The 22,734-nt window shown below is 71.9% G+C and carries 20 protein-coding genes; 11 read left to right on the top strand and 9 right to left on the bottom strand.

Features of this window, described 5'->3' with window-relative positions:
* The first annotated feature begins 33 nt into the window (after positions 1 to 33).
* The 3 genes from AC5L38_RS04695 to AC5L38_RS04685 all read left to right on the top strand — a co-directional run bounded on the left by AC5L38_RS04695 (position 34) and on the right by AC5L38_RS04685 (position 4,263).
* Positions 34 to 678 carry a TetR/AcrR family transcriptional regulator gene (locus tag AC5L38_RS04695; protein WP_495241491.1) on the top strand — a complete coding sequence of 215 codons (645 nt, stop codon included), beginning with the start codon at positions 34 to 36 and terminating at the stop codon, positions 676 to 678.
* A 232-nt stretch (positions 679 to 910) separates the two neighbouring features.
* Positions 911 to 2,350 carry a pyridoxal phosphate-dependent decarboxylase family protein gene (locus AC5L38_RS04690; protein WP_495241490.1) on the top strand — a complete coding sequence of 480 codons (1,440 nt, stop codon included), beginning with the start codon at positions 911 to 913 and terminating at the stop codon, positions 2,348 to 2,350.
* Between the two features lie 182 nt (positions 2,351 to 2,532).
* Positions 2,533 to 4,263 carry a S8 family peptidase gene (locus AC5L38_RS04685; protein ID WP_495241489.1) on the top strand — a complete coding sequence of 577 codons (1,731 nt, stop codon included), beginning with the start codon at positions 2,533 to 2,535 and terminating at the stop codon, positions 4,261 to 4,263.
* Between the two features lie 117 nt (positions 4,264 to 4,380).
* On the opposite strand, the gene AC5L38_RS04680 is transcribed toward AC5L38_RS04685, so the two are convergent.
* The 3 genes from AC5L38_RS04680 to AC5L38_RS04670 form a co-directional block, all read right to left on the bottom strand.
* Positions 4,381 to 5,019, bottom strand: a complete 639-nt coding sequence (locus tag AC5L38_RS04680; protein WP_495241488.1) for a VOC family protein — start codon at positions 5,017 to 5,019, stop codon at positions 4,381 to 4,383.
* A 60-nt stretch (positions 5,020 to 5,079) separates the two neighbouring features.
* Positions 5,080 to 5,913: a dihydropteroate synthase gene (gene folP / locus AC5L38_RS04675; protein ID WP_495241487.1), complete on the bottom strand. Its 834-nt coding sequence runs from the start codon at positions 5,911 to 5,913 to the stop codon at positions 5,080 to 5,082.
* 87 nt (positions 5,914 to 6,000) lie between these two features.
* Complete coding sequence (locus tag AC5L38_RS04670) at positions 6,001 to 6,870, bottom strand: LysR family transcriptional regulator (RefSeq protein ID WP_350966547.1); 870 nt, start codon at positions 6,868 to 6,870, stop codon at positions 6,001 to 6,003.
* A gap of 675 nt (positions 6,871 to 7,545) precedes the next feature.
* On the opposite strand from AC5L38_RS04670, the gene AC5L38_RS04665 reads away from it, so the two are divergent.
* A complete protein-coding gene (locus tag AC5L38_RS04665; RefSeq protein ID WP_495241486.1) occupies positions 7,546 to 8,709 on the top strand; it encodes a neutral zinc metallopeptidase in 1,164 nt (387 codons plus the stop codon).
* Positions 8,710 to 8,867: 158 nt separating this feature from the next.
* Positions 8,868 to 11,090, top strand: a complete 2,223-nt coding sequence (locus AC5L38_RS04660; RefSeq protein ID WP_495241547.1) for an LCP family protein — start codon at positions 8,868 to 8,870, stop codon at positions 11,088 to 11,090.
* A 216-nt stretch (positions 11,091 to 11,306) separates the two neighbouring features.
* Here the strand turns inward: AC5L38_RS04660 and AC5L38_RS04655 are convergent, their stop codons facing one another.
* Complete coding sequence (locus AC5L38_RS04655; protein WP_495241485.1) at positions 11,307 to 13,397, bottom strand: spermine/spermidine synthase domain-containing protein; 2,091 nt, start codon at positions 13,395 to 13,397, stop codon at positions 11,307 to 11,309.
* 170 nt (positions 13,398 to 13,567) lie between these two features.
* Between AC5L38_RS04655 and AC5L38_RS04650 the strand changes: the two genes are divergently transcribed.
* Entirely contained in the window at positions 13,568 to 14,926 is a 1,359-nt protein-coding gene (locus AC5L38_RS04650) for a S8 family peptidase (RefSeq protein WP_495241484.1), read from the top strand.
* 4 nt (positions 14,927 to 14,930) lie between these two features.
* Positions 14,931 to 15,161, top strand: coding sequence for a hypothetical protein (locus tag AC5L38_RS04645; protein WP_495241483.1), 231 nt, complete (start codon positions 14,931 to 14,933; stop codon positions 15,159 to 15,161).
* A 46-nt stretch (positions 15,162 to 15,207) separates the two neighbouring features.
* Here AC5L38_RS04645 and AC5L38_RS04640 read toward each other — a convergent pair whose 3' ends face one another.
* The gene (locus AC5L38_RS04640; protein WP_495241482.1) at positions 15,208 to 15,939 is read right to left on the bottom strand and encodes an ABC transporter permease; all 732 of its coding nucleotides are present in this window, start codon (positions 15,937 to 15,939) and stop codon (positions 15,208 to 15,210) included.
* Positions 15,939 to 16,826 (bottom strand): ABC transporter ATP-binding protein, encoded by an 888-nt coding sequence (locus AC5L38_RS04635; protein WP_495241481.1) that lies wholly within the window; start codon positions 16,824 to 16,826, stop codon positions 15,939 to 15,941. Before AC5L38_RS04635 ends, AC5L38_RS04640 begins: the two co-directional genes overlap by 1 nt.
* A 75-nt stretch (positions 16,827 to 16,901) precedes the next feature.
* Here AC5L38_RS04635 and AC5L38_RS04630 point away from each other — a divergent pair, with 75 nt between their 5' ends.
* Positions 16,902 to 17,579: a TetR/AcrR family transcriptional regulator gene (locus tag AC5L38_RS04630; protein WP_495241480.1), complete on the top strand. Its 678-nt coding sequence runs from the start codon at positions 16,902 to 16,904 to the stop codon at positions 17,577 to 17,579.
* On the opposite strand, the gene AC5L38_RS04625 is transcribed toward AC5L38_RS04630, so the two are convergent.
* The gene (locus tag AC5L38_RS04625; protein WP_495241479.1) at positions 17,576 to 18,148 is read right to left on the bottom strand and encodes a TetR/AcrR family transcriptional regulator; all 573 of its coding nucleotides are present in this window, start codon (positions 18,146 to 18,148) and stop codon (positions 17,576 to 17,578) included. The two genes, AC5L38_RS04630 and AC5L38_RS04625, sit on opposite strands and share 4 nt — an antisense overlap.
* An 81-nt stretch (positions 18,149 to 18,229) precedes the next feature.
* On the opposite strand from AC5L38_RS04625, the gene AC5L38_RS04620 reads away from it, so the two are divergent.
* Both AC5L38_RS04620 and AC5L38_RS04615 read left to right on the top strand, forming a co-directional pair.
* Positions 18,230 to 19,003, top strand: a complete 774-nt coding sequence (locus AC5L38_RS04620) for an SDR family oxidoreductase (RefSeq protein ID WP_495241478.1) — start codon at positions 18,230 to 18,232, stop codon at positions 19,001 to 19,003.
* A 35-nt stretch (positions 19,004 to 19,038) separates the two neighbouring features.
* A complete protein-coding gene (locus AC5L38_RS04615) occupies positions 19,039 to 19,407 on the top strand; it encodes a VOC family protein (protein ID WP_495241477.1) in 369 nt (122 codons plus the stop codon).
* Positions 19,408 to 19,738: 331 nt separating this feature from the next.
* Here the strand turns inward: AC5L38_RS04615 and AC5L38_RS04610 are convergent, their stop codons facing one another.
* A complete protein-coding gene (locus AC5L38_RS04610) occupies positions 19,739 to 20,404 on the bottom strand; it encodes a response regulator (protein WP_495241476.1) in 666 nt (221 codons plus the stop codon).
* Positions 20,401 to 21,564: a sensor histidine kinase gene (locus AC5L38_RS04605; RefSeq protein ID WP_495241475.1), complete on the bottom strand. Its 1,164-nt coding sequence runs from the start codon at positions 21,562 to 21,564 to the stop codon at positions 20,401 to 20,403. Before AC5L38_RS04605 ends, AC5L38_RS04610 begins: the two co-directional genes overlap by 4 nt.
* A gap of 125 nt (positions 21,565 to 21,689) precedes the next feature.
* Here AC5L38_RS04605 and AC5L38_RS04600 point away from each other — a divergent pair, with 125 nt between their 5' ends.
* Positions 21,690 to 22,502, top strand: a complete 813-nt coding sequence (locus AC5L38_RS04600; RefSeq protein WP_495241474.1) for a CPBP family intramembrane glutamic endopeptidase — start codon at positions 21,690 to 21,692, stop codon at positions 22,500 to 22,502.
* The last annotated feature ends 232 nt before the right edge of the window (positions 22,503 to 22,734 follow it).

Below are 22,734 nucleotides of genomic sequence, written 5' to 3'. Positions count from 1 at the left end.
GCCCGCGATCGGCCGGGACCTAGCGTCACACCCATGACCTCCGTTGACGGCAGCCGACGAGAGCTGATCCTGCGGGTCGCCACCAGCCTGTTCTCCGCGCTGGGGTACGACAGCACGTCCACGAGCCAGATCGCCGAGGCCGCCGGACTGAGCGTCGAGGCCCTCGGTCAGGAGTTCAACTGCAAGCGAGAGCTCTACCTGGAGATCATGGAGCAGACGTACCGCACCGACCGGGCTTCCCTGGAGAAGGCGCTGGAGGGGACGTCCACGGCGACGCCCGAGCAGACGGCGCTGGTGATTCACCGGATCGTCGACCACTACCTCGACCTGTGTCTCGCCCATCCCGAGCTGCCCTCCCTGTGGATGCACCGGTGGCTCTCGGACGCCAGCGACATCACCGAGCTGGAGCGGAGGTACGTCCACCCGCATTTCGCCCGCATCTTCAGCGCGATCGCCCCCGCGACGGCCGCCGGGTACATAGACGCCGGCGCCGACATGAGGTACGCCTTCTGGTCGGTGGTGTGGTGCGTGCACGGCTTCTGCCGGACCGGCGTGCTCGACGAGGAGGGCAACCGCCAGAACGCGGACGACCCCGCCGTGGTGCGGCGGTTCCGCGCCTACCTGCACCAGATGGTCCACCGCGTCGCCGCCCTGCCCGGCTCCCCTCCCCCGCCCTGAGTCACCGCCCTGCCCGGCTTCCTCCCCGCCCTGAGTCGCCACGCTGCCCGGCTCCCCTCCCCCGCCCTGAACAGCCCCTCCCCCGCCCTGGTCGATACCCCCGGGCCGCTCCACGCCGCCACACCCCCATAGGGCACGATTTCATGTGATTTCGTGTGATGCTGGCACTGCCCGGGCGGCCCCTGCGGGCCGCGTCCTTCCGGCCGCGCGAGCCGTACCCCCGAGGAGACCGATGAGCCTGCCTGACAAGGGCCGTACCACCGACGAACTGCTGGCCGAGATCGCCCGCCTCAAGCAGGACGACCTGCCCGTGCGCGGCGGCAAGGTGACCGCGTACGTCTACGACACCGGGCGGCCCGAGGTGCACGAGGCCTCCGCCAGGGCCTACTTCGAGATGCTGGAGGTCAACACCCTCGACCCGACGGCCTTCCCCAGCGTGGTGGAGATGGAGAAGCAGGTCGTCGGCGCGGTCGCCGAGCTGCTCGGCGGGGGGTCGGGCATCTTCACCAGCGGCGGCACCGAGTCGATCATGCTGGCGGTGAAGGCCGCGCGGGACTCACGCGAGACGGCGGGCCGCCCCCGGATGGCGGTGCCGGTGACCGCCCACCCCGCCTTCCACAAGGCCGCGCACTACCTGGGCGTCGTGGTGGACGCCGTGCCGGTGGACCCGGTGACGTTCCGGGCCTCCCCCGCGGACGTCGAGGCCGCGATCACCGAGGACACCGTCCTGGTGGTCGCCTCGGCGCCGTCCTACCCGCAGGGCGTGATCGACCCGATCGCCGAGATCGCCGGGCTCGCCGCCGCGCGCGGCGTGCTCTGCCACGTGGACGCCTGCGTGGGCGGGTGGCTGCTGCCGTGGCTGCGCGAGGCCGGGGCCGAGGTCCCGCCCTTCGACCTGTCGGTCCCGGGCGTCACGTCGCTCTCCTGCGACCTGCACAAGTTCGGGTACGCGCCCAAGGGCGCCTCGGTCGTGTTGTTCGCCGACCCGGCGCTGCGGCGCAGGGCGTACTTCGCCTCGGCGTCGTGGCCCGGCTACACGGTGATCAACGCCACCGTGCAGAGCTCGAAGTCCGCGGGCCCGCTGGGCGGCGCGTGGGCCACCTTCCAGGCGCTGGGCCGGGAGGGCTACCTGGAGCTCGGCCGCACCACCCTGGCGGCGGCCCGCGAGCTCCGCGAGGGCATCGCGAAGATCCCCGGGCTGCGGGTGCTCGGCGACCCGGAGTCGGCGCTGGTCGCCTTCGGCTCCACGGGGGGCGCCGAGGGCACGGACGGGGTGGACGTGTTCGTGCTGTCGGACGAGGCCAGGAAGCGCGGGTGGTTCCTGCAGCCGCAGCTGTCCTACGCGGGCATCCCGGCCAACATCCACATCACGGTGACCGGGGTGACCCTGCGGGGCGTCGAGGCGATGCTGGAGGTGATCGCGGAGTCCACGGAGGCGGCCCGCGAGCGGGGCCCCGCGCAATTGCCGGAGGGGCTGGTGGAACTGGTGGCGGGCCTGGACCTCGACGCGCTCGACGACGCCGCGTTCGGCGAGCTGGCGGCGGCGGTCGGGGTGGACCTGGGCGGCTCGGGGCAGCCGGAGATGGCCGTGGTCAACGCGGTTCTCGACGCCCTCCCCGCCGACCGGCGGGAGGCGATCCTGATCCGCTTCCTTTCTGTTATCTACTCCTGATTCCTTGCGTACAACTAAATAACAAATTGGTTTACTTCTGTCATGATATTGCAGTAAATATCGCGCTGGCCGACGATGGGGACGCTCCACCGCCGCCCGGTATCCCCGACCGGGATGCCGGGCCCACCCCCTCCAGGAGGTCCGCGAACATGAGCAAGACCCCCGCCCTCCGATTAGCGGGCTTGGTCACCGCCGCACTCCTGCTCGCCCTCGGGTCGGTCACCCCGGCCTCGGCGCTGCAGCGGCACACGGGATCCACGGGATCCACCGGTTCCATCGTCAAGGCGCACGGCGCGAACGCGCTTCCCGACAGCTACATCGTGGTCCTCAAGAGCCAGTTCACCCGCGCCGACCGCGAGCGCAGGGCACGCGAGGTCGCCGAGGGCGAGGGCGCGCAGGTCAGCGCCGTCTACCAGCGCGCCATCAACGGGTTCGCCGTACGGGCCAGCGAGGAGCAGGCCCGGCGGATCGCCGCGCGCTCCGACGTCGCCTACGTCGAGCAGGACCAGGAGTTCACCCTGATCAACCAGGCCGTCGCCTCGTGGGGCCTGGACCGGGTCGACCAGCGCAACCTGCCGCTCGACGGCAACTACACCCCGCCGAACACCGGTTCCGGTGTGCGGGCCTACATCATCGACACCGGCATCCGGGTCACCCACTCCGACTTCGGCGGGCGGGCGCAGGCCGGGCGCGACGTCTACGACGACGACAACGACGTGGCCGACTGCAACGGCCACGGCACCCACGTCGCGGGAACGGTCGGCGGCGGTCAGTACGGCATCGCCAAGGCCGTCACGCTGGTCGGCGTGCGGGTGTTCGGCTGCGGCAACTCCACCTCCACCTCGATCATCATCGAGGGCGTGGACTGGGTCACCGCCAACGCGGTCAAGCCGGCCGTGGCCAACATGAGCCTGGGCGGCGGCGCGAGCACCGCGCTCGACACCGCGGTCTCCAACTCCATCGCCTCCGGCGTCGTGTACGCGCTCGCCGCGGGCAACGAGAGCACCAACGCGTGCACCCGCTCCCCCGCGCGGCTGCCCGCCGCGATCACGGTGGGCGCCACCACCAGCACCGACGCCCGCGCGTCCTACTCCAACTTCGGCACCTGCCTGGACCTGTTCGCCCCGGGTTCGGCCATCACCTCGGCCTGGAACACGAACGACACCGCCGCCAACACGATCAACGGCACCTCGATGGCCTCCCCGCACGTCGCGGGCGCGGCTGCGCTGGTCCTGAGCGGCAGCCCTGCCGCCACCCCGGCGCAGGTGCGCGACACGATCGTCACCAACGCCACGCCCGGCGTGGTGACCAGCCCCGGCACCGGATCGCCGAACCTGCTGCTGTACGTCGGAGGCGGCACCCCCGGCCCCGAGCCCACCGTGGTCTACTCCGACGACTTCGAGGCCGAGCGCGGCTGGACGGTGAACCCCGGCGGCACCGACACCGCGACGACGGGCCGCTTCGAGCGCGGCGACCCGGGACAGGCGTCGAGCGGCGTGGTCACCCAGCCCGGCACCACCCCCAGCGGCACGTACGGGCTGGTCAGTGGCGCGGCGGCCGGGTCGAGCGCGGGCGACGGCGACATCGACGGCGGCGTGACGAGCGCCCAGTCACCGGCGATCACGCTGCCCGCGAGCGGGACGCTCACGCTGTCCTTCTCCTGGTACCTCGGTCACCTGAACAACGCGAGCAGCGCGGACTACGTCCGGGTCCGCGTGGTCGGCACGACCACCACGACCGTGCTGAACCAGACCGGCGCCGCGTCCAACCGCGCCGCCGCCTGGGCCACCGCCACGGCCAACGTCTCCGGTCACGCCGGGCAGGTCGTCCGCGTCGTCGTGGACGCGGCCGACGCCTCCGGCGCGAGCCTGGTGGAGGCCGGGATCGACGACGTCAAGATCACCTCACAGTAGACCCTCCAGGAGGGCGAGGCACGTGCCCGCCCGATCGGGCCACCCGTCCCCCCAACGGGTGGCCCGATCCTTTTCTCCGGCCGTGCCCGCGCCCCGCGAACCGGCCGGGACCGCGCCCTACGAGAGCCTGACCCCGCCGACCACGGCCACCAGGCGGGGCTCGTCACCCGCGGCCACCTCCAGCTCGGCCCCGAGCGCGGCCAGGTACCCGGCGACGGCCGCGGGGTCGGGGTGGAAGGCGGTCAGGGAGGTCAGCTCCACCACGGGCAGGCCGCGCTCGGCGGGGTGCGTCGTGGCCCCCCAGTCGATCAGGAACGGGACCAGCCCGTCGCCGGTGTCCTCGGGCGAGGACGTGAGGCGCCACTCCAGCAGCTCGCCCTGCGGGGTGCGGCGCGACATCGGGTGGACGTCGCCCGGTTCGTACCCACGCTCGCGGGCCCGCGCGACGGTCGCGTCGAGGTCGGCCGGGTGGATCGCCCAGGTGACCAGGCGCGGCCCTGGCAGCAGGTCGAGGCCGAACGGCCGGTCGAGGCCTGAATAGGGCTGTTCGGGCTGTTCGGGATCAGGGCCGATGATCTCCAGGTATCGGCGCCCGCCCAGGCCCAGCAGGTAGTTGCGGGTGCCCAGCCCCACGTGGCGCCCGCCCTCGACGGGCTCCGCGCCGAGCAGGTCCCCGAGTTCCCGTACGGTCGCGTACAGGTCGGGGGTGGCGTAGACGAGGTGGTCGAGCAGTTCTTCCGGCGTGGCTTCCGGCATGGGTCGGGCTCCCGTCCGTGTTTCGCGGCGGGCGGTGTGGCGCCCGCGGGGTCGGAGACGTCATCGGCGCAGGCTCGTGACGGTGGCCAGGGCGGCGCGGGCGGACGCGGCGTCGTGGACCCGGAAGACCCGCGCCCCCTGCCAGGCGGAGACCGCCAGCGTGGCCATGGTCCCGGCGTGGCGCTCGTCCACCGGCAGGCCCCCGAGGGTCTCGCCGACGAAGTCCTTGTTGGAGACCGCGACGAGCACCGGCCAGCCGGTGGCGACCATCTCGTCCAGGCGGCGGCTGACCTCCAGGGAGTGCCAGGTGTTCTTGCCGAAGTCGTGCGCCGGATCGATGAGGATCGACTCCCTGGGCACTCCCGCGGCGACGGCGCGCTCGGCGAGGTCGACGGTGTAGCCGATGACGTCGGCGACCACGTCGGCGTAGGCGATGCGGTGCGGGCGGGTGCGCGGGGTCACGCGGCCGGCGTGCGCGCAGACCAGGCCGATGCCGTGCTTGGCGGCGACCCCGGCCAGCTCGGGGTCGACCCCGCCCCAGGTGTCGTTGAGCAGGTCCGCGCCCGCCTCGGCGACGACCTCGGCGACCTCCGCGCGCCAGGTGTCGACACTGACGATGAGCCGGGGGTGACGGCGCCTGACCTCCGCGACCAGGTCGGCCACCCGGCGGATCTCCTCCGCGGGATCGACCTCGTCGCCGGGCCCCGCCTTGACGCCGCCGATGTCGACGATGTCCGCGCCTCCCGCGACGGCACCGTCCACCGCCTCCAGGGCGGCGTCGAAGCCGTACGTCCTTCCCCGGTCGAAGAAGGAGTCGGGGGTGCGGTTGACCACCGCCATGATCGCGAACTCGCCGGGCCGGAACTCACGGCCGCGCAGGCGCAAGATAGTCATCGAGACCGAGCCTATAGCCCGGTGTCGGAGAGGACGGCGCTCCCACCTGCGCCGCCTCTGGGGGAAAACAGACGAGCCTCAGGGCTCCTACGCGGCCGACCCACTTTCGGCCACGGACAGGAACTCCTGGGCGATGGCGGGCAGCCGCCGTCGCGCGTGAACGATGGCGATCACCCGGCGGACCGAGGGATCGAGGGTGCGGACCACGAGCCCGGCGCGGGCGGCCTGCTCGGCCATCCCCCGGTACCAGAGCATCGAGGCCGTACCCGAACGTACGGTGCTCAGCCAGTTGCCGCGCTCGTCGAGCTGCGTCGCCACCACGGGGGCCACACCGTGTTTGGCGAAGAGCGCGTCGAACTCCCGGCGCCGGGAACTGCCCGGAACCGGTAACACCAGCCGCATGCCGTTGAGTCTCCTCATCGGCACCGGGTCCGGCAGGTCCACGCCGGGCGGGGAGATCAGCACGATCTCCTGGCGCTCCAGCGGATGGCTGATCAGATCGGTGGGGACGGGCAGGTCCGTCAGGCCGAGATCGGCCCGCTGGTCCCTGATGGCGCTCACCACGCCGTCCCGCCCGTCACAACGGACGATGTGAATGCGCACACCCGGATGTTCGGCGGTGTACGCGGGGAGGAGGCGTCCCGCCAGCCCCGGTTCGAGGCTGGGTATCGAGGCGATGCGGAGCTCCGCCTCGGACGCGTGGCCGTGCGTGGACAGTGACTCGATCTCGCGGACGGCGTCGAGTGCCTCCCGGGCCAGCTTGACCACCCGGCGTCCCTGGGCCGTGACGACCACGCCACGTCCGGAACGTGCGAACAACGTCATCCCGAGCTCTCGTTCCAAATCCCTGATCGCACGGGAAAGGGCAGGTTGTGCGATGTACAGCGACCTGGCCGCGTCGGTCATGGTGCGATGCTCCGCCGTCGCGACCACATAGCGGAGCTGCTGCAGATTCATGATTTGAAGCTAGGTCACCAGCCCTGGATCGGTCCGGTACATCGCGGAGATCACCTTGGATGATTTCGGAATGTAATCGAATGCAGCGACATCCGTGACGGATGATAAATCAGTATGCTTACGCCCCAAATTCGGCAAAAGTCCGGACCTGTAGCTCAGATCGGACGCTCGGGTCGACGGGGAGACAGCGTGACAGGCAACGGGCACTATCCTCCACCGCCCCCTCCACCTCAGGAGGGACCGCCTCAGGCACCGCCCGGGTGGGCCGCTCAGGGCCACCCCCAACCGCCACCGGGACAGGGATATCCACATCTGCCCCTGTATCCGGGACAGGGAGGCCCACCGGCGCCGCCACCGGGACAGGCGGGACATCCGCCGGCACCACCGATACAGGGAAACCATCCAGCGCCGCCGCCGGGGCACGGGAGCCACCCGGCGTCGCCGCCAGGACAGGGATTCCCAGCGGGGTACGGGTACCCGCCCGCTCCCCCCAGGCAGCCGCCCCCGCCCCCGCCGGGACAGGGGTACCCACCTCGAAGACCACCGCAGGGACCGCCCTACGGGCCGCCGCAGGGACCACCCCAGGGACCACCCCAGGGACCGCCTCACGGACCGCCGCAGGGCCACCCCCAGCCGCCGCCCCCGGGGTATCCGCCGCATTTCCCGCCCCCGCCGATGCCTCCGCGGCAGCCACCGCCGGGACAGGGATACCGGCAGCAGCCGACGCGGCCCGCGGGCCCGGCGCCGTACGGGCATCCGGCCCCGCCACCGCCGCCGGACCCCCGGCAGCGGCACGCCCACCCGCCGCCGCAGTGGCAGCCGCAGCGCCCTCGCTCCAGCGGCGCCGGGGCGATCGTCGGCGGGATCCTCGGCGTGTTCGCGCTGGTGTTCGTCGGGCTCGTGGTGCTGGGCGCGGTGGCCAAGAGCAGCCGCCGCTCGGACCCGGTCTCGCCGATCGCGATCTTTCCCACCTCACTGGACAGCAGGCCGTCGTACCGGCCCACCTCCGAGCCCGCGCGGAGCGCGTCCGCCGAGCCGAGACGGACGACGGCCTCCTCCGACATCTCCGAGGAGACCATCAAGCCCCCGGTCAAGGTCCGGACGCTCAACACCAGCCTGGAGAACAACACGCTCTACCGGGCCGGAGGGCTTCCCCGGGTGAACTGCCCGGCGGGGTCGGCGAGCATCTACAGCCACAGCCAGCTCAAGGCGCTGATCCTCAGGACGTCCAAGTGCATGGACAAGGGCTGGTCCCAGATCATGCGCAAGCAGGGCATCGAGTGGCGCCCGCCCGGCTACGCCCTCACCGCGACGAAGGGCCGCGGCGCCTGCGGCGACTTCCCCTCGCCCGGCAGCATGGTGCCGTACTACTGCCCGCGCAACACCACCATCTACGCCTCGACCAGGGCGATGGCGCGCGGGGTCGGCAACTCCGGCGGGTACGGCTCCATCACCGAGTGGCACGGCGGGGTCGTCAGCATGATGGCGCACGAGTACGGGCACCACGTGCAGCAGATGTCGGGGCTGTCCAACACCTGGTGGCAGCGGTCGCTGCGGTCCAGCAGCCGCAGCGGGAAGCTCGCGCTGAGCCGCAGGTTCGAGCTCCAGGCGACCTGCTTCGGCGCGATGTTCATGCGCTCGGTCTCGGCCAGCTACCCGGTGACCCCGGCCCGGCGCAACACCCTCTACTACTTCTACTCCCGCGTGGGCGACTGGCCCGGTTATCCCCGCGACCACGGCTCCCCCGCGAACAACAACCGGTGGTTCCGCCAGGGCTACGAGAAGAACAAGGCGTTCCAGTGCAACACCTGGTTGGCGCCGTCCTCCTCGACGTCTTAGCCGACGTCACGACTTAAGGGATCATTCACCACAGATTAGCCATCTGTCTGTCATGTCCAGGTATGGGGACTAGAATCCTGGCAAATTCTGTTCAATCGGGGAACCCTGGCCGTTTTGGCAGGTAGACCGGGGCAAAAGTAGTAGGAAGCGGTGTGACGATGCGCCTTGGGCAAGACTCGGGGGATCTCGCCGGCGACAGTGGGAAACGGCGCCCCCGGCGCCGCAGCGGAGGCCAGGGCACGAACCGCGGCGGCAAGCAGGGTCCGGCCGAGACGCGAATCCCCCCCGGCCCGCCCGGCACGCCCCAGGCCCAGGGCGCTCCCACCGGCCAGGACGCGCCCCCCGCGAAGGACGCGCACAACGGGCTCCGGGCCGTCCCCGACCTGGTCCAGGGCGCACCGGACGGGCGGGGGACGCCTCCCCCGCAGTCCCAGCCCGGCGCACGGGGCGCCGCCGACGGGCAGGAGGCGCACCCCCTCCCGGGCGCGCACAACGGGCAGGAGACCAACGGGCGGGGGACGCTTCCCCCGCCCGGCGTGCACAACGGCCAGGGAACGAACCCCTCCCTCGGCGTGTACAACGAGCAGGGAACGAGCCCCTCGCACGGTGTGCACAACGGGCAGGGAACGAGCCCCTCGCACGGCGTACGCAACGGGCAGGCCGCGCACAACGGGCAGGAACCTCTTCCCGCCCAGGGCGCGGCCGACAGCCGGACGACCTCCCCCTCGCAGGCCGGAGCGGGCACGCGGCCCGGCCAGGGAGCGGGACAGACCCGAGGGACGGGCCGGGGAGCGGGGCAGACCGGAGGGCCCGCCGGGTCTCCTCCCGGCCCGCCCGGTCCCCCCGGGCCTCCCGGGCCTCCCGGCCCTCCGGCCTCCCCCGGGAGGCGGCCGAGGTTCGCCAGGCCGCTGACGGTCGGCACGCTCATCGGCTGGACCGCGCTGTCGGCGGTCCTCCCCGGCGCGGCGCACCTGCGCTCGGGGCACCGCCGCACCGGGTACATCCTGCTCACGATCTTCGTCGCGCTGCTGCTGGCCGCCCTGGTCGGCGGGCTCGTCCTCAGCGGTGAGGGGAACGCGGGTTTCCTGGCCCGCGACAGCACGCTGATGGCCGGGGCGGTCCTGGCCGTCGTCGGCGCGATCGCCTGGTTCCTGCTGGTGCTCTTCTCCTACGTCTCCCTCAGGCCCGACCGGCTCAGCGGCAGGGGCCAGATCGTGTCGGGCATCGCGGTCGGCGTGTTGTGCGTCTCGGTGATGGCGCCGTTCGCGCTGACCGCGAGCACCGTGATGACCGTCAAGGAGGCGGCCAACAGCATCTTCGAGAGCGCCTCGGACAACCCCACGGTCGCCCCCGTCAAGCACGAGGACCCGTGGGGCGGGCGCAAGCGGGTGAACTTCCTGCTCGTCGGCGGTGACGGCGCCGGGAACCGGGAGGGCGTGCGGACCGACAGCATGACCATGGCCAGCGTGCACGTCGCGACCGGCAACACCGCGATGTTCAGCCTTCCCCGCAACCTCCAGCACGTCCGCTTCCCGCCCGGCAGCGCGCTCGGCAAGCGGTTCCCCGACGGCTTCATGCGCGAGCTGCCCAACGGCGGCCTGCTCAACGAGGTCTGGCAGTACGCCGAGGACCACCCCGAGGTGATGCCCGGGGTCAAGAACGGGCAGCGGGGCCCCCGGGCGCTCATGGACGCCATCGGCTACACGCTCAACCTGAAGATCGACTACTACGCCCTGGTGAACATGTTCGGCTTCGCCCACCTGGTGGACGCCATCGGCGGCCTCAGGATCAGGGTGGAGCGGGACATCCCGTGGGGCGGCCTCTACGGCACCGCCGGGACCATCAAGGCCGGATACCGGAAGCTCTCCGGCGAGGAGGCGCTCTGGTACGGGCGCTCCCGCGTCGGCAGCGACGACTTCTCCCGGATGGCCCGCCAGCGCTGCGTCATCGGCGCCTTCGCCCAGCAGGCCACCCCGTCGGTCGTGCTCACCAACTTCGCCAAGATCGCGGGCGTGGCCAAGAAGATGGCGAAGACCGACATCCCCCGCGAGCTGCTGGAGCACATCACCGAGCTGGGGCTGAAGGTCAAGGACGCCAGGATCGTCAGCCTCCAGTTCGTGCCGCCGCAGTTCTACACCGGCTCGCCCGACTGGCAGAAGATCCGTGCCGCGGCCGCCAGGACACTGCGCCGGTCGCTGCAGCCCGCCCGCCGCCCCCTGGCCGCGACGGCCTCCCCCGGCACGAGCGGTGCGAGTGGTACGAGCGGCGCGACACCCGCGGCGACGCCCAAGCCCTCCAGGACGGCGGTGGCGGCAGCCCCGAGCCAGACACCCACCCAGAACGGCGAGGCCGAGTCCCTGGACGAGCTCTGCGGATTCTGACCGCCCCGCGCGAGCGGCCCCACCGCTGACACGGCCTCGCCTCTGACGCGGCCCCACCGCTTACACGGCCTCGCCTCTGACACGGCCCCACCTCTGAGCGGCCCCGCCGCTGAGCGCTCCGCGCGACCGCCTCGCGCGTGTGGCCCGTCCTCCCCCCACGGAAGGACGGGCCACAGCGCTTTTCCAGGACCGGACCTCCGTCCGGGACCTCGGGGCTCAGCCGACCTTGACCCCGCCGGCAGCACCGGCGCCCCCGGCCGGCCCGGCCACCCCGGAGCCCCTGGGCAGCAGGGCGAAGGCACCCAGGTAGACCAGGCCCGCCACGATCAGCAGCCCCTGGTAGCCGATGATCAGCGCCAGGTACTCCAGGCAGCCGCCGACCATCGCGCCCAGCAGGTTGGCGCCGAAGGACACCGTGGCGTCCGCGGAGTCGGCGAAGCGCTTGGCGAACACCACGTTCGCCGCGAAGATCGGCAGGAACGCCACGACCACGGCGGCCACCGCGCGCAGCGGCAGCGGCAGGCTCAGCAGCCAGGAGTTGGGCACCAGCCAGGCCAGGACGAGCCCCGCCAGCAGCACGCCGTACATCACGGGCAGGGACGGCACCCGGAAGCGGCGGGTCACCTCCACCGCGGCGAGCACGGCGACCAGCACCCCGCCGAACACGATCGCGTTCACCACCCAGGTGGTGCCGAACAACAGCGCGAACCCGGTGACGCCCTTGGTCTCCAGCAGCAGGAACGCCACCCCGAGCAGGAACAGGTCGGCGTACGGGCGCATCCGCCGGTACGGACCCGCGACGGCACGGACGGCGAGCACGCTGACCAGGAGGATCAGGCCGAGGGTGATGATGTAGATCTGCGGGATCGTCTGGTCCTTCAGGTACAGGAAGGGCCGGTCGTCACTGGCCGGAGGCGGGGTGTCGGCCTTCGCCCCCGCCCACTCCGAGCCGCACCGCTGCGCCTCGGCGGTGAGCCCCGCGGTGATCACCGCCTGCTGGCCGGTCTCGCTGACGATGTCGACGCAGGGCTTGTGTCCGAAGGCGGCCTGCATGGTGGAGCCGAGGCGGTCCACCAGCCAGGTCTCGCGGTAGTAGTTGTACATCGAGAAGGCGCCACCGGGCTTGAGGTGGTCCCTCGCCGCCTCCATCGCCTGCTGGGTGAACAGGTAGCTCTCCAGCCGCAGCGAGCTCGCCCCGGACACCAGGGTGAGCGAGTCGGGCAGCGCGAAGAGGATGAGGTCGTACTTGTCGGAGGTCCGTTCCAGGAAGGCGCGGCCGTCGGTGACGTGGGTGGTGACCCGGGGGTCGCTGTAGGGGTTGTCGGGGTGGTAGGAGCGGCCGAGTTCGAGCAGCTTGGGGTCGATCTCCACGGCGTCGACGTGCTTGGCGCCCTTGGACAGCGCGATGGACACGTCGGTGCCGCTGCCCGCGCCCACGATGAGCACGTTGTCCAGCTTGCCGGAGGCCGCGCGCTCGTACGGCAGGGCGTACTGGCGCTCCCACTCCAGGCGGCTCTTGGCCGGGGTGGCCTGCTGGTGCGGGATGCCGTTGACGTCGATGTTCATCAGCGGCACGTCGTTCCAGTAGCCGCGCACGTAGGTCACCTTGTAGTAGGGCGACCACAGCGCCCCGGCCGTCAGCGTCTCCGTCGCGAGGACGCCGACGACGATCAGCGACGGCACGAGCAGCGCCGCGCGGGCCCAGACCTTGCGGGGCCACAGCAGCACCGCGTAGGCGATCGCGGCGATCGTGCCCCACACCACCGGGGGCGCGCTGAGGAACGACAACGCGGTGAACAGCGCGATGCCGCTGAGGCTGCCGATCAGGTCGTAGCGGTAGGCCTCCAGCCGTTCGAGCTCGGGGAAGCACCGCCCGACCAGCTCGGCCGGGCCCATCAGCACGATCGCCGCCGCGGCGAAGATCACCGGCAGGATCAGCCAGGGGGGCGGCCCGCTGGCGCTCAGGCTCGTCCAGTACAGGACACCCTCGGTCTGGCGGTCCACGGTGACCGGGAAGAGCCACACGATCAGGACCAGGGCGGCCAGCACGATCGGCGAGTAGTACGGCTGCCGGGTGCTGCGACCCACCCGCAGGAAGCCGAGTCCGATGCCGAGGAAGGACCCCAGCAGGACGAAGTTGGTGAAGTAACTCAGATGGACGATGTTCGACCCGGTCCACCGGATCAGGGCCAGCTCCAGGAAGAGCATGAAACCGCTGGCCACTATCAGTCTGGGCCGCGTGCTCAGCCAGTGTGTGTGCCGGTCGTCGGGGCTGGGGGGTGGAGTCGTCTCCGCCTCTGCGGTCATGACGCCCAACGCTAGTGATCGGCACCCGCGCAGGGAAGGAAATCCGCGTCCGTCGTTTGCAATGGTTCGTCCCATGAGTCCGGATAGGGAGCGGTTTCAACGGCTGGACGCGACCGAGGCGGATGAAGGAACGTGGTGAGCCCCGATCCCCTCGAGCCACGGTGGTGCACATGCGGGTCCTGCTCCAGCTCCGTCCCTCTCCCGACGTCGTCGCGGCCGTGGCCGACCCCACGGTGAGCACCCCGGCGGCCGACGTCGCCGACGCGCTGCCCGGGGTCGTCGTGGACCCCTCCTTCACCCCGGTCGTCGCGCCCCGGCCGGTTCCCGAGACCGGGGGCGACCCCCTCTCGCTCAACCAGCCGCTGACGTTCTCCTTCGCCGACGACCAGGCCTCGGTGCTGGTCCGCGGGGAGATCTCCGACGACGAGATCTCCACCCGGCTCACCCTGCTGCCCTCGCTCCGCCCGGACGTCGTGGGGGTCTTCGCCGACCCGGTGATAGAGCGCGGTCTCACCTGCGGCGGAACGCCCCCGGTGGGCGACTGGCACGACGTGGAGCGGCTGCTGAACGTCGCCGAGCTGGCCCGCGAGGGTCTCGACGGCTCGGGCGTCGCGCTCGCGGTGCTCGACACCGGCATCAACGCCGCGCACGTGGCCCGGCGCCTCGACCGCGCCGTGGCCCTCGACGCCCAGCACAGCTGGAAGCCGTCAGGGGTGCGGGGCGAGGCGGGCGAGTTCCCCGTCGACCACGGCAGCATGTGCGCCTTCGACGCGCTCATCGCCGCGCCGAACGCGTCGCTGATCGACGTGCCCGTGCTGCTGTCCCGGCGCCCCGGCGGCAGCGCGCTGGACGGCCTGCTGTCGGACGCGGTGGCGGCCTTCGCCCACCTGCGCACCGTCCTGGAGGCCCAGCCCGCCGCCTCGCGCTCCCTGGTCATCAGCAACAGCTGGGGCTCCTTCTCTCCCGACTGGGACTTCCCCGCGGGCCACCCCGGCAACTACTCCGACAACCCCGCCCACCCGTTCAACCTGATCGTCGCCAGCCTGGAGCGGGCGGGCGCCGACGTGCTGTTCGCCGCGGGAAACTGCGGGCGCGACTGCCCCGACGGCCGGTGCGCCTACCCCGGCAGGCCGATCACGGGAGCCAACTCCCACCCGCGCGTCCTGTCGATCGGCGGCGTCGACGTCCGGGGCGAGCGGGTCGGCTACTCCTCGCAGGGTCCGGGCCGCCTCACCGCCCGCAAGCCCGACCTGTGCGCCTACACCCACTTCTCCGGCTCGGCGGCCTTCGGCGACGACGAGGCCGACTCGGGCACCTCGGCCGCGTGCCCCGTCGCCGCCGGGCTGGTCGCGGCCGTACGCACCGTGTGGCCCTCCCCCCGCCTGTCACCCGCCCAGCTGCGCACCCTGCTCCGGCGCACCGCCGACGACCACGGCGCCATCGGGTACGACCACGACTACGGCTACGGCGTCGTCGACACGGCCGGAATGCTCGCCTCGTTGCGCCGCCGCGCCAGGCGCGTAGCGTGAGTGCATGCTCCTGATCACCGTGAGGCTCCCGCCCGACGCGACGCTCGCGCAGGCCATGCGGCGCCTGGAGTTACCCGAGGAGGACGTCGACACCGACTACGGCCTGGTGCTCATCGACCCCGACCAGGGCCTGTACGGCCTGCGGGTGAGCGAGGCCGCCGCCCGCCGGGTCACCTCGGCGGGCGAGGGCCCCTACTCCGACCCGAGGATCGAGCCGTACGGCCCCCCGGAGTGAGTCCTTGCGGGCGCCGTCCGGTGGACGGTCTGGGCCGGAGCGGCGGTCAGGCGTTCTCGCGGTTGAAGACGCGGGTCCCCACCGCGACGCAGAGCAGCGACAGGATCGCGGTCACCGCGACGCCGAGCCCGACGGTCACGTTCATGTAGTGGCCGTTGAACAGCTCGCGCATGGCCTCCAGCACGTAGCGGAACGGCGTGGCGCGCGACAGGGCGTCCAGCCAGCCCGGCGCCATCGACATCGGCAGGAACGCACCGGACAGCAGGACCAGCGGGACGATCGCCGTGCTCATGACGGGCGCGAACGCCTCGGGGTCCATGACGAGCGCGATCGCGTTGGACAGCGCGGCCAGGCTGACGCCGAGCAGGGTCATCAGCAGCAGCGCGACCAGCACGCCGGGAACCGCCGCGCGCAGGCCGAAGGCGTAGCCCACCGCGATCAACATGATCGACTGGATCACCAGGGTGAGCGAGTTCGCCAGGACCCGGCCGAGCAGCAGGGAGACGCGGTGCGCCGGGGTGACCCGCAGCCGCTCCAGCACCCCGGCCCTGGCGTCCATGACGATGCCGAACCCGGCCAGGCCCGCGCTGAACAGCGCCACCTGGATGAGCAGGCCGGGAATGAGCGTCTCCCAGGGGCCGATCGTGACGAACAGCGGGCCGAACAGCACCAGGTAGAGCAGGGGCTGCAGGACGCCGAAGACGATCCCGGCCTTCTGCCGCAGGGAGATCCGGACGTTGTGCCGGAAGATCAGCCAGGTGTCGCGGACGGCGCTCATCACCGCTCACCCGCCGGGTGAGCCGCCCGCCGCCCGCCGCGCGTTCCCGGTGAGCCCGGCGAGCCCGGCGAGCCCGGCGAGCCCGATGAGCCCGGCGGATCCTCTCCGCGGGAACGGCCGGCGAGGGACTCGCCGACCGTTCCCGGCGGGGGCGGCGGATCGTCCCTGAGGGAGCGGCCGGTGATGGACAGGAAGACGTCGTCGAGGCTGCCGGTGCCGCCCTTGAGCTCGGCCGGGGTGCCCTCGGCGACGATCACGCCGCCGTCGATGACGAACAGGCGGTCGGCGAGCGTGTCCGCCTCGTCGAGGTAGTGCGTGGTCAGGAACACCGTGAGGCCGGACCCGTCGCGCAGGCTCCTGATGTGGTCCCACAGGGCGGCCCGGCTCTGCGGGTCCAGGCCCGTGGTGGGCTCGTCGAGGAAGAGCAGGACGGGGTCGTGCACCAGGCCGAAGGCGAGGTCGAAGCGGCGGCGCTGGCCGCCGGAGAGCGCGCCGCCCGGCCGATCCCGCAGCCCGGTGAGCCCGAACCGGTCGAGCACCTCGCCGACCCGTTGGCGCGCCTCCGCCAGGCGCATGCCGTACAGCATGGCGTGCAGTTCCAGCTCCTCCCCCACCGGGTTCGACGGGTCCGTCCCGCCGTTCTGGGACACGTAGCCGATGCGCCGCCGCACTCCCCTCGGGTCGGCGAGCAGGTCGTGGCCCGCGACCGTGGCGGTGCCGCCGGTGGGACGCACCAGGGTGGTCAGCATGCGCATGGTGGTCGTCTTTCCCGCGCCGTTCGGGCCGAGGAACCCGACGATCTCCCCGGCCTCCACCGCCAGGTCGACACCCCGGACGGCTTCCACGCCGCCGGGAAAGGTCTTGCTCAACGCCGATGTCTTGATCATTTGATCGCCTCCTTTTTTACAGTAACACCAATTTTAGAGTCACTGCAAAAATAGCCCGGCACCTAGGATGGGCCCATGAGCGAGGGTCTGCGCGAGCGCAAGAAACGGGAGACCAGGCAGCGCATCTCCGACATCGCCACGTGGCTGTTCGTGACGAAGGGCTTCGACAACGTGACGGTGGCCGAGGTCGCCAGGACCGCCGACGTGTCGGTCAACACGGTCTTCAACTACTTCGGCACCAAGGAGGACCTGCTCTTCGACCGTCAGGAGGAGGTGGAGGACCTGCCGAGCAGGGTCGTCCGGGAGCGGAGGCCCGGCGAGAGCCCGCTGGAGGCGCTGCGCCGCGACTTCCTGGACGCGCTCGACACCCGCCACCACCGCTACGGGTTCCACGAGGGAAGCGACGCCTTCACCCGCATGGTCTCCCAGAGCCCCTCGCTCAACGGCCGGCTGAGGGAGATGCAGGAGGGGCGGGAGAAGGCCCTGGCCAGAACGCTCGCCGAGGAGGCCGGCGCCGACCCCGGCGACCTCACCCCCGCGCTCGTCGCCGCCCAGGTCAACGCGGTCCTGCACCGGCTGATGACCCACTCCGTCGAGCGCATGCTGGCGGGCGAGACCCTCGACGCCATCGCCCCCGACCTGCGACGGCACGCCGAGCACGCCTTCGATCTGCTGGAGTCGGGCATCGGCGACTACTGCGCCCGTCCCCCGGACACCCCCAGGACCGTCACGACCGGCGAACCGGCCTTCTAACCGCTGTTCGCCGCGCCGTAGCGCAACCCGTCGTACAGGATCGTGGCGATGCGCAGCGCGTCGTCCCGCCAGCCTTCGGCGCGTATCCCGCAGATGCCGCCGAGGGCGCGCAGCACGACGCGCCCGCCGATGCCGCCGCGGACGAGGCCGGCCACGACACCCGCGGCGAGAAGTTCGTCCAGGGCGCGGGCCATCTCGTCGCGCGCGTCGTCGAAGACCGGCGAATCGGTCGCCATGATGCTCTCCAGCGCCTCACCCATCCCCCTGCCCACCGCCGCGTGCTCCACGAGCAGCAGCAGGAAGGTGCGCAGGGCCTCGTCGGGGGCGTGCTGCGCGAGCAGTCGGGCGGGGGTCGCGCAGAGCTCGGCGACCTCCTGGCGGTACACCTCCGCGATGAGCGCCTCGCGCGTTTCGAAGTGGCGGTACAGCGTGCCGATGGCCACACCGGCCCGGTGGGCGATCTCCTCCACATGGGCGCCCTCGTCGGCGAGGAACGCCTCGCGCGCCGCGACCAGGAGCGCTTCGCGGTTGCGGCGGGCATCGGCGCGCAGCGGACGGGATGACGGCAACGATCCTCCATAAAGTGAGTCCAACTCCGTTTGCGTGTACTCTTTCCGGAGTCCGGTTCACTTTACCGAAGGGGTACGCCCATGACGACCGAGGACGAAGGGCTCGACGGCCTGCGTGTGCTGGTGACCGGCGGTAGCCGAGGGCTCGGGGAGGCGACGGCCCGTCGCTTCGCCGCCGCCGGTGCCACCGTGCTGACGGCCTCACGAACCGCGCCTCCCGAAGACCTGCCCGCCACTTTCGTTCCCGCCGACCTGCGGTCCGAGGAGGGGGTGGCGGAACTCGGCCGACGAGTGGTGGACAGCGTCGGAGGCGTCGACATCCTGGTCAACAACGCCGGAGCCGCGACCGGGCCGATGCAGACCCTGGAGCGGTCGGACGCGTCCTGGCTCGCCGACCTGGAGATGAACCTGCTCAGCGCGGTCCGGCTCGACCGGGCCCTGGTTCCCGGGATGGTCGAGCGTGGCTCCGGCGTCGTGGTGCACGTCTCCTCCATCGCCAGCCACCTCCCCCAGCCCGCCGAGGCGTCGTACGCGGCGTCGAAGGCGGCCCTCAACGCCTACAGCCGCGAGTTGGCGACGGCGGTGGGCGAGCACGGCGTACGCGTGGTGTGCGTTCTGCCGGGCTTCGTCGTCACCGAGGGAGCGGTCAGCCATCTCCAGCGGATGGCCGACAGCCAGGGCGTGGGCATCGACGACGTCAAGCAGCAGATCGTGGACCACCTGAAGGTGCCGATGGGGCGCCCCGGCGAACCCGAGGACGTCGCGGAGATGATCGCTTTCCTCGCCTCCGGCCGCGCCAGATGGCTCACCGGCGCTCAGTTCCGGGTCGACGGCGGCATCATCCCCGTGGTCTGAGCCGCACCCGCGCACAGGAATCGAGGAGAGACACCATGACCTTCAACCTGACGTCACTGATCGTGGACGCCGCGGACCTGCGGAGCGAGAGCTCGTTCTGGCACCGGCTGCTCGGCGGCTCGATCACGAGGACGGCGACGCACCACTTCCTGCGGGTCGACGGCTTCCCCGTGATCGTGATCCAGCACGCTCCGGGGCATGTGCCGCCGCAGTGGCCCGACAGCGCCTCCCAGCAGATGCACTTCGACCTCTCCACGGACGACGCGGTGACCGCGGACAAGCAGGTGCTCGACGCCGGCGGTCGACGGCTGCGACCGGCCGACGACGCCGTCGCCTCCACTCGGCAGAGCTCCCGGGTGTACGCCAGCCCGGCCGGACACCCCTTTTGCGTCCGCCCGGCCTGACCCCGGAACCGAGCACGCGGAACCGCGCGAGCACTGTCATCGCTTCCGCTCCGGCGTCGAGGACGGGTTCGTCGGCCTTGAGGCGAGCCCGGGTGGCGACATCCGCCCCACTGCCGACGTGCTCCACGAGCGGGCTCGTCAGCCGGTACGCCGCGCCCACCTGTTTCTCGGCCTCAGGACTCACTCGTCTGGCCGGGGAGGCGGCCCGGCGTCACGTTCACCGGTTCAGGGCGGGAGGTACGGCGCGCGCCGCTTGACGGCACGCCCCGATCGGTACCGGCAACGGTCTCGGCAGCGGACCCGCCCCCGGAAGGAGCCCGCCGGTTCGCGGTCACTCCTTGAAGCGCAGGGCGAGCTGGATCCGGTCACGAAGGCCCAGCTTGCGCAGCACGCTGGAGACGTGGTTCTTGACCGTGCCCTCGGTGATGAACAGCCGGGCCGCGATCTCCCGGTTGACGGCTCCCTGGGCGACCATCCTGGCCACCTCGACCTCGCGGGCCGAGAGCAGGTCCTGCCCCTGGAAGCGGGCGGAGCGCGGGTCCTCCGGCCGCGATCCGCCGCCCGCCGAGGGTGCGTGCCGGAGCTCGGCGACCAGCCTGGCGGCCACCGGGGCGCCGAGCACCGTCTCTCCCCTGCCGACCCGGTGGACGGCCGAGACCAGCTCCTCGGGCGAGCAGTCCTTGAGCAGGTAGCCCAGGGCGCCGCCGCGCAGCGCGCCGAAGATGTAGTCGTCCTCGTCGAAGGTGCTGAGCACGATCGCGGCCACCCTCGGGTGCTCCGCGGAGAGCCGGACGATCAGCTCCACCCCGTCCATCCCGGGCATCCGCGCGTCCACGAGGGCCACGTCCGGGTCGGTCTCCGCCACCACCCGCAGCGCCTCCCGGCCGTCGGCGGCCTCCCCCACCACCTCGATCCCGGGCTCGACCTCCAGCAGCTTGCGCAGCCCCTGGCGCATCAGCACCTGGTCGTCGACCAGGATGATCCTGATCGGGCTCATGATCGCCTCCTCGCCCCGGCCGGAGCGGCCGGTAGGGCGACCGGCAGCTCGGCCCGTAACGCGAACCCGCCCCCCGGGGCGTTGCCGCCGGTCAGCGTACCGCCGAGGGAGCGGGTCCGCTCGGCCAGCGACGTCAGCCCGAAACCTCGCCCGGAGCGCTCGCCCGCGCCCTTGCCGTCGTCGGTGACCACGAGCACGGTCCGAGACCCGCCGAAGACGAGCCTGACGGCCACGTGCGGCGCCTCGGCGTGCCTGACCGCGTTGGTCAGCCCCTCCTGCAGCACCCGGTAGAGCACCAGCTCGGCGTCGGCGTCGAGCCGGTGCTCGGTGCCCTCCACCTCGAAGGTGACCGTGATGCCCATGCCGTCGAACGAGGCCGCCAGCCGCTCCAGCGCCGCGCTGCCCACCCGGCCATCCAGCGCGAGCGGGCGCAGCGCGCGCACCCATCTCCGGGCGTCGGCCAGCGCCTCGACGGTCAGCTCCTTGGCCTGGCGCACCTCGTCCCAGGCCGCCTCCGGGCGGCGCTCGCGGAAGCGCTCGGCGTTCTCCAGGTCCATCTTGATCACGGTCAGGTGATGCCCGATCGAGTCGTGCATCTCCGCGGCCATCCTCGCCCGCTCCTCCGCGACCGTGAGCTCCCTGATCCGCCCCAGCAGGCGCCGCGTCTCCTCGCGGCTGCGGCGCGCCTCCAGCGTGGACGAGGCCATTCCCAGCACGAACGCGGAGAACATCGCCATCTCCCCGATCTGGGCCAGCCCGTCGAGGACGGACTTGCCGAACAGCAGCGGGACGGCCGCGAACAGGAACACCGCCAGCGACGTCAGGATGACCGACGCGACGCGCATGCCGTACAGGAAGGCGAGGTTGGCGACGGCGATGAGGGGGAGCAGCGTGTGGGTGCCGTTGGAACCGGTGGCCCCCAGCAGCAGGGTGGCCACCAGGAACACCGGGGCCACGAAGCGGCGGCCCCGCGACAGGTCCCACGGCAGCGCCGGCCACAGGCCGGCGACCAGCGCGAGGTTCAGCCCGGTCAGCACGTGGGAGAGCGTGCTGCGGGGAGAGAGCACGTGGGCGACGGCGGTTGCGACGAGCACGCCCCAGAACAGGACACTGAACAGGAACGGCCGGTCGGCGTCGCGCATCCACTCCAAACGCGGCATGCCACGACCTTAGGCCGTCGGACTCCCGCAGGTGATCCCCCTACGGACACCATGACCGTGGTCATGGTCGTTTCTATCCGCCGCTCGATGCGCCCACGCGGTTCCCGTTCCTAATCTTGCCGCTCATGAGAGCCACCCGCCCCTTCTGGGCCGTCCTGATAGTCATGGCCGCCATGTTCGTCCAGATCCTGGTCGGAACGTTGCCCGTCGTGCTGCTGATGGACCGGGCGGATCCGCTCTACGGACCGCTGGGCGTGCTCGGCACCACGGTCGCCTCGATCGCCCTGGTGTACGCGATCCGCCGTTACCTGGGCCACCAGAGCTGGTCGGGGGTGCGGCTGACGCGCTCCTGGTCGGCCGCGTGGCATGTGCCGGTCGGCCTGCTCATCGGCGCCGTGCCGGTGGCCGCCGGCAACGCGCTCTCGGTGGCCCTGGGCGTGGCCACCTGGACCTCCTGGGAACGGGGAACGGCGCCCACGCCGCCCTACCTGGCGATCGCGCTCGCGATCGCGGTCATCGTGCTCGGCCAGGCGTTCCCCGAGGAGTTGCTCTGGCGGGGGCACCTGTTCGACACGCTCTCGGACCGCCTGTCACCGCGCATGGTCCTGTTCGTCGTGTCGGCGGTCTTCGGCGTCATGCACATCGTCTCCCAGAGCCCGGCCGACAGCCTCACCGAGAAACTGCTCTACGTCGTGCTGGCGACCGCCCTGGGCTTCGTCTGCACGGCGGCACGGATGCGCAGCGGCGCGGTCTGGATGGCGGTCGGCGCGCACACCGGCTTCCACGTCGGCAACCTGCTGACGCCCACCAAGGATCTCCGCTACGACGTGCAGCTCATCCTGCTGACCTGCGTCCTCTTCCTGGTCGGGCTGGCCGTCCTGCCCCGGTCGGACAGAAGCCCGCGCCCCGCCGAGGCGGATCTCCACTCCCGCCTGTGACGACCGTCCGGCGTCGGCCTCGCGCCCCGCCGGTACCGGCGGGACCGATGACCGGAACGACCGACGACCGGAGGGACCGGAGGGACCGGCGACCGAAAGGCAGCGGGGCAGCGGGATCCAGGCCGGGCGCGTCGCCCGCCGCCGCGGGCCGGGGGCCGATGCGCGCGACGCACCTTTTCGGAGCGCGATGTCGCCGCACGGCGGCACGCGATGTTGCCGTACGGAGAACATC

This window comes from Streptosporangium nanhuense (genome assembly GCF_059358815.1).
The sequence above is the reverse complement of the archived record's forward strand: the minus strand, read 5'-3'. Positions and strand labels throughout refer to the sequence as shown.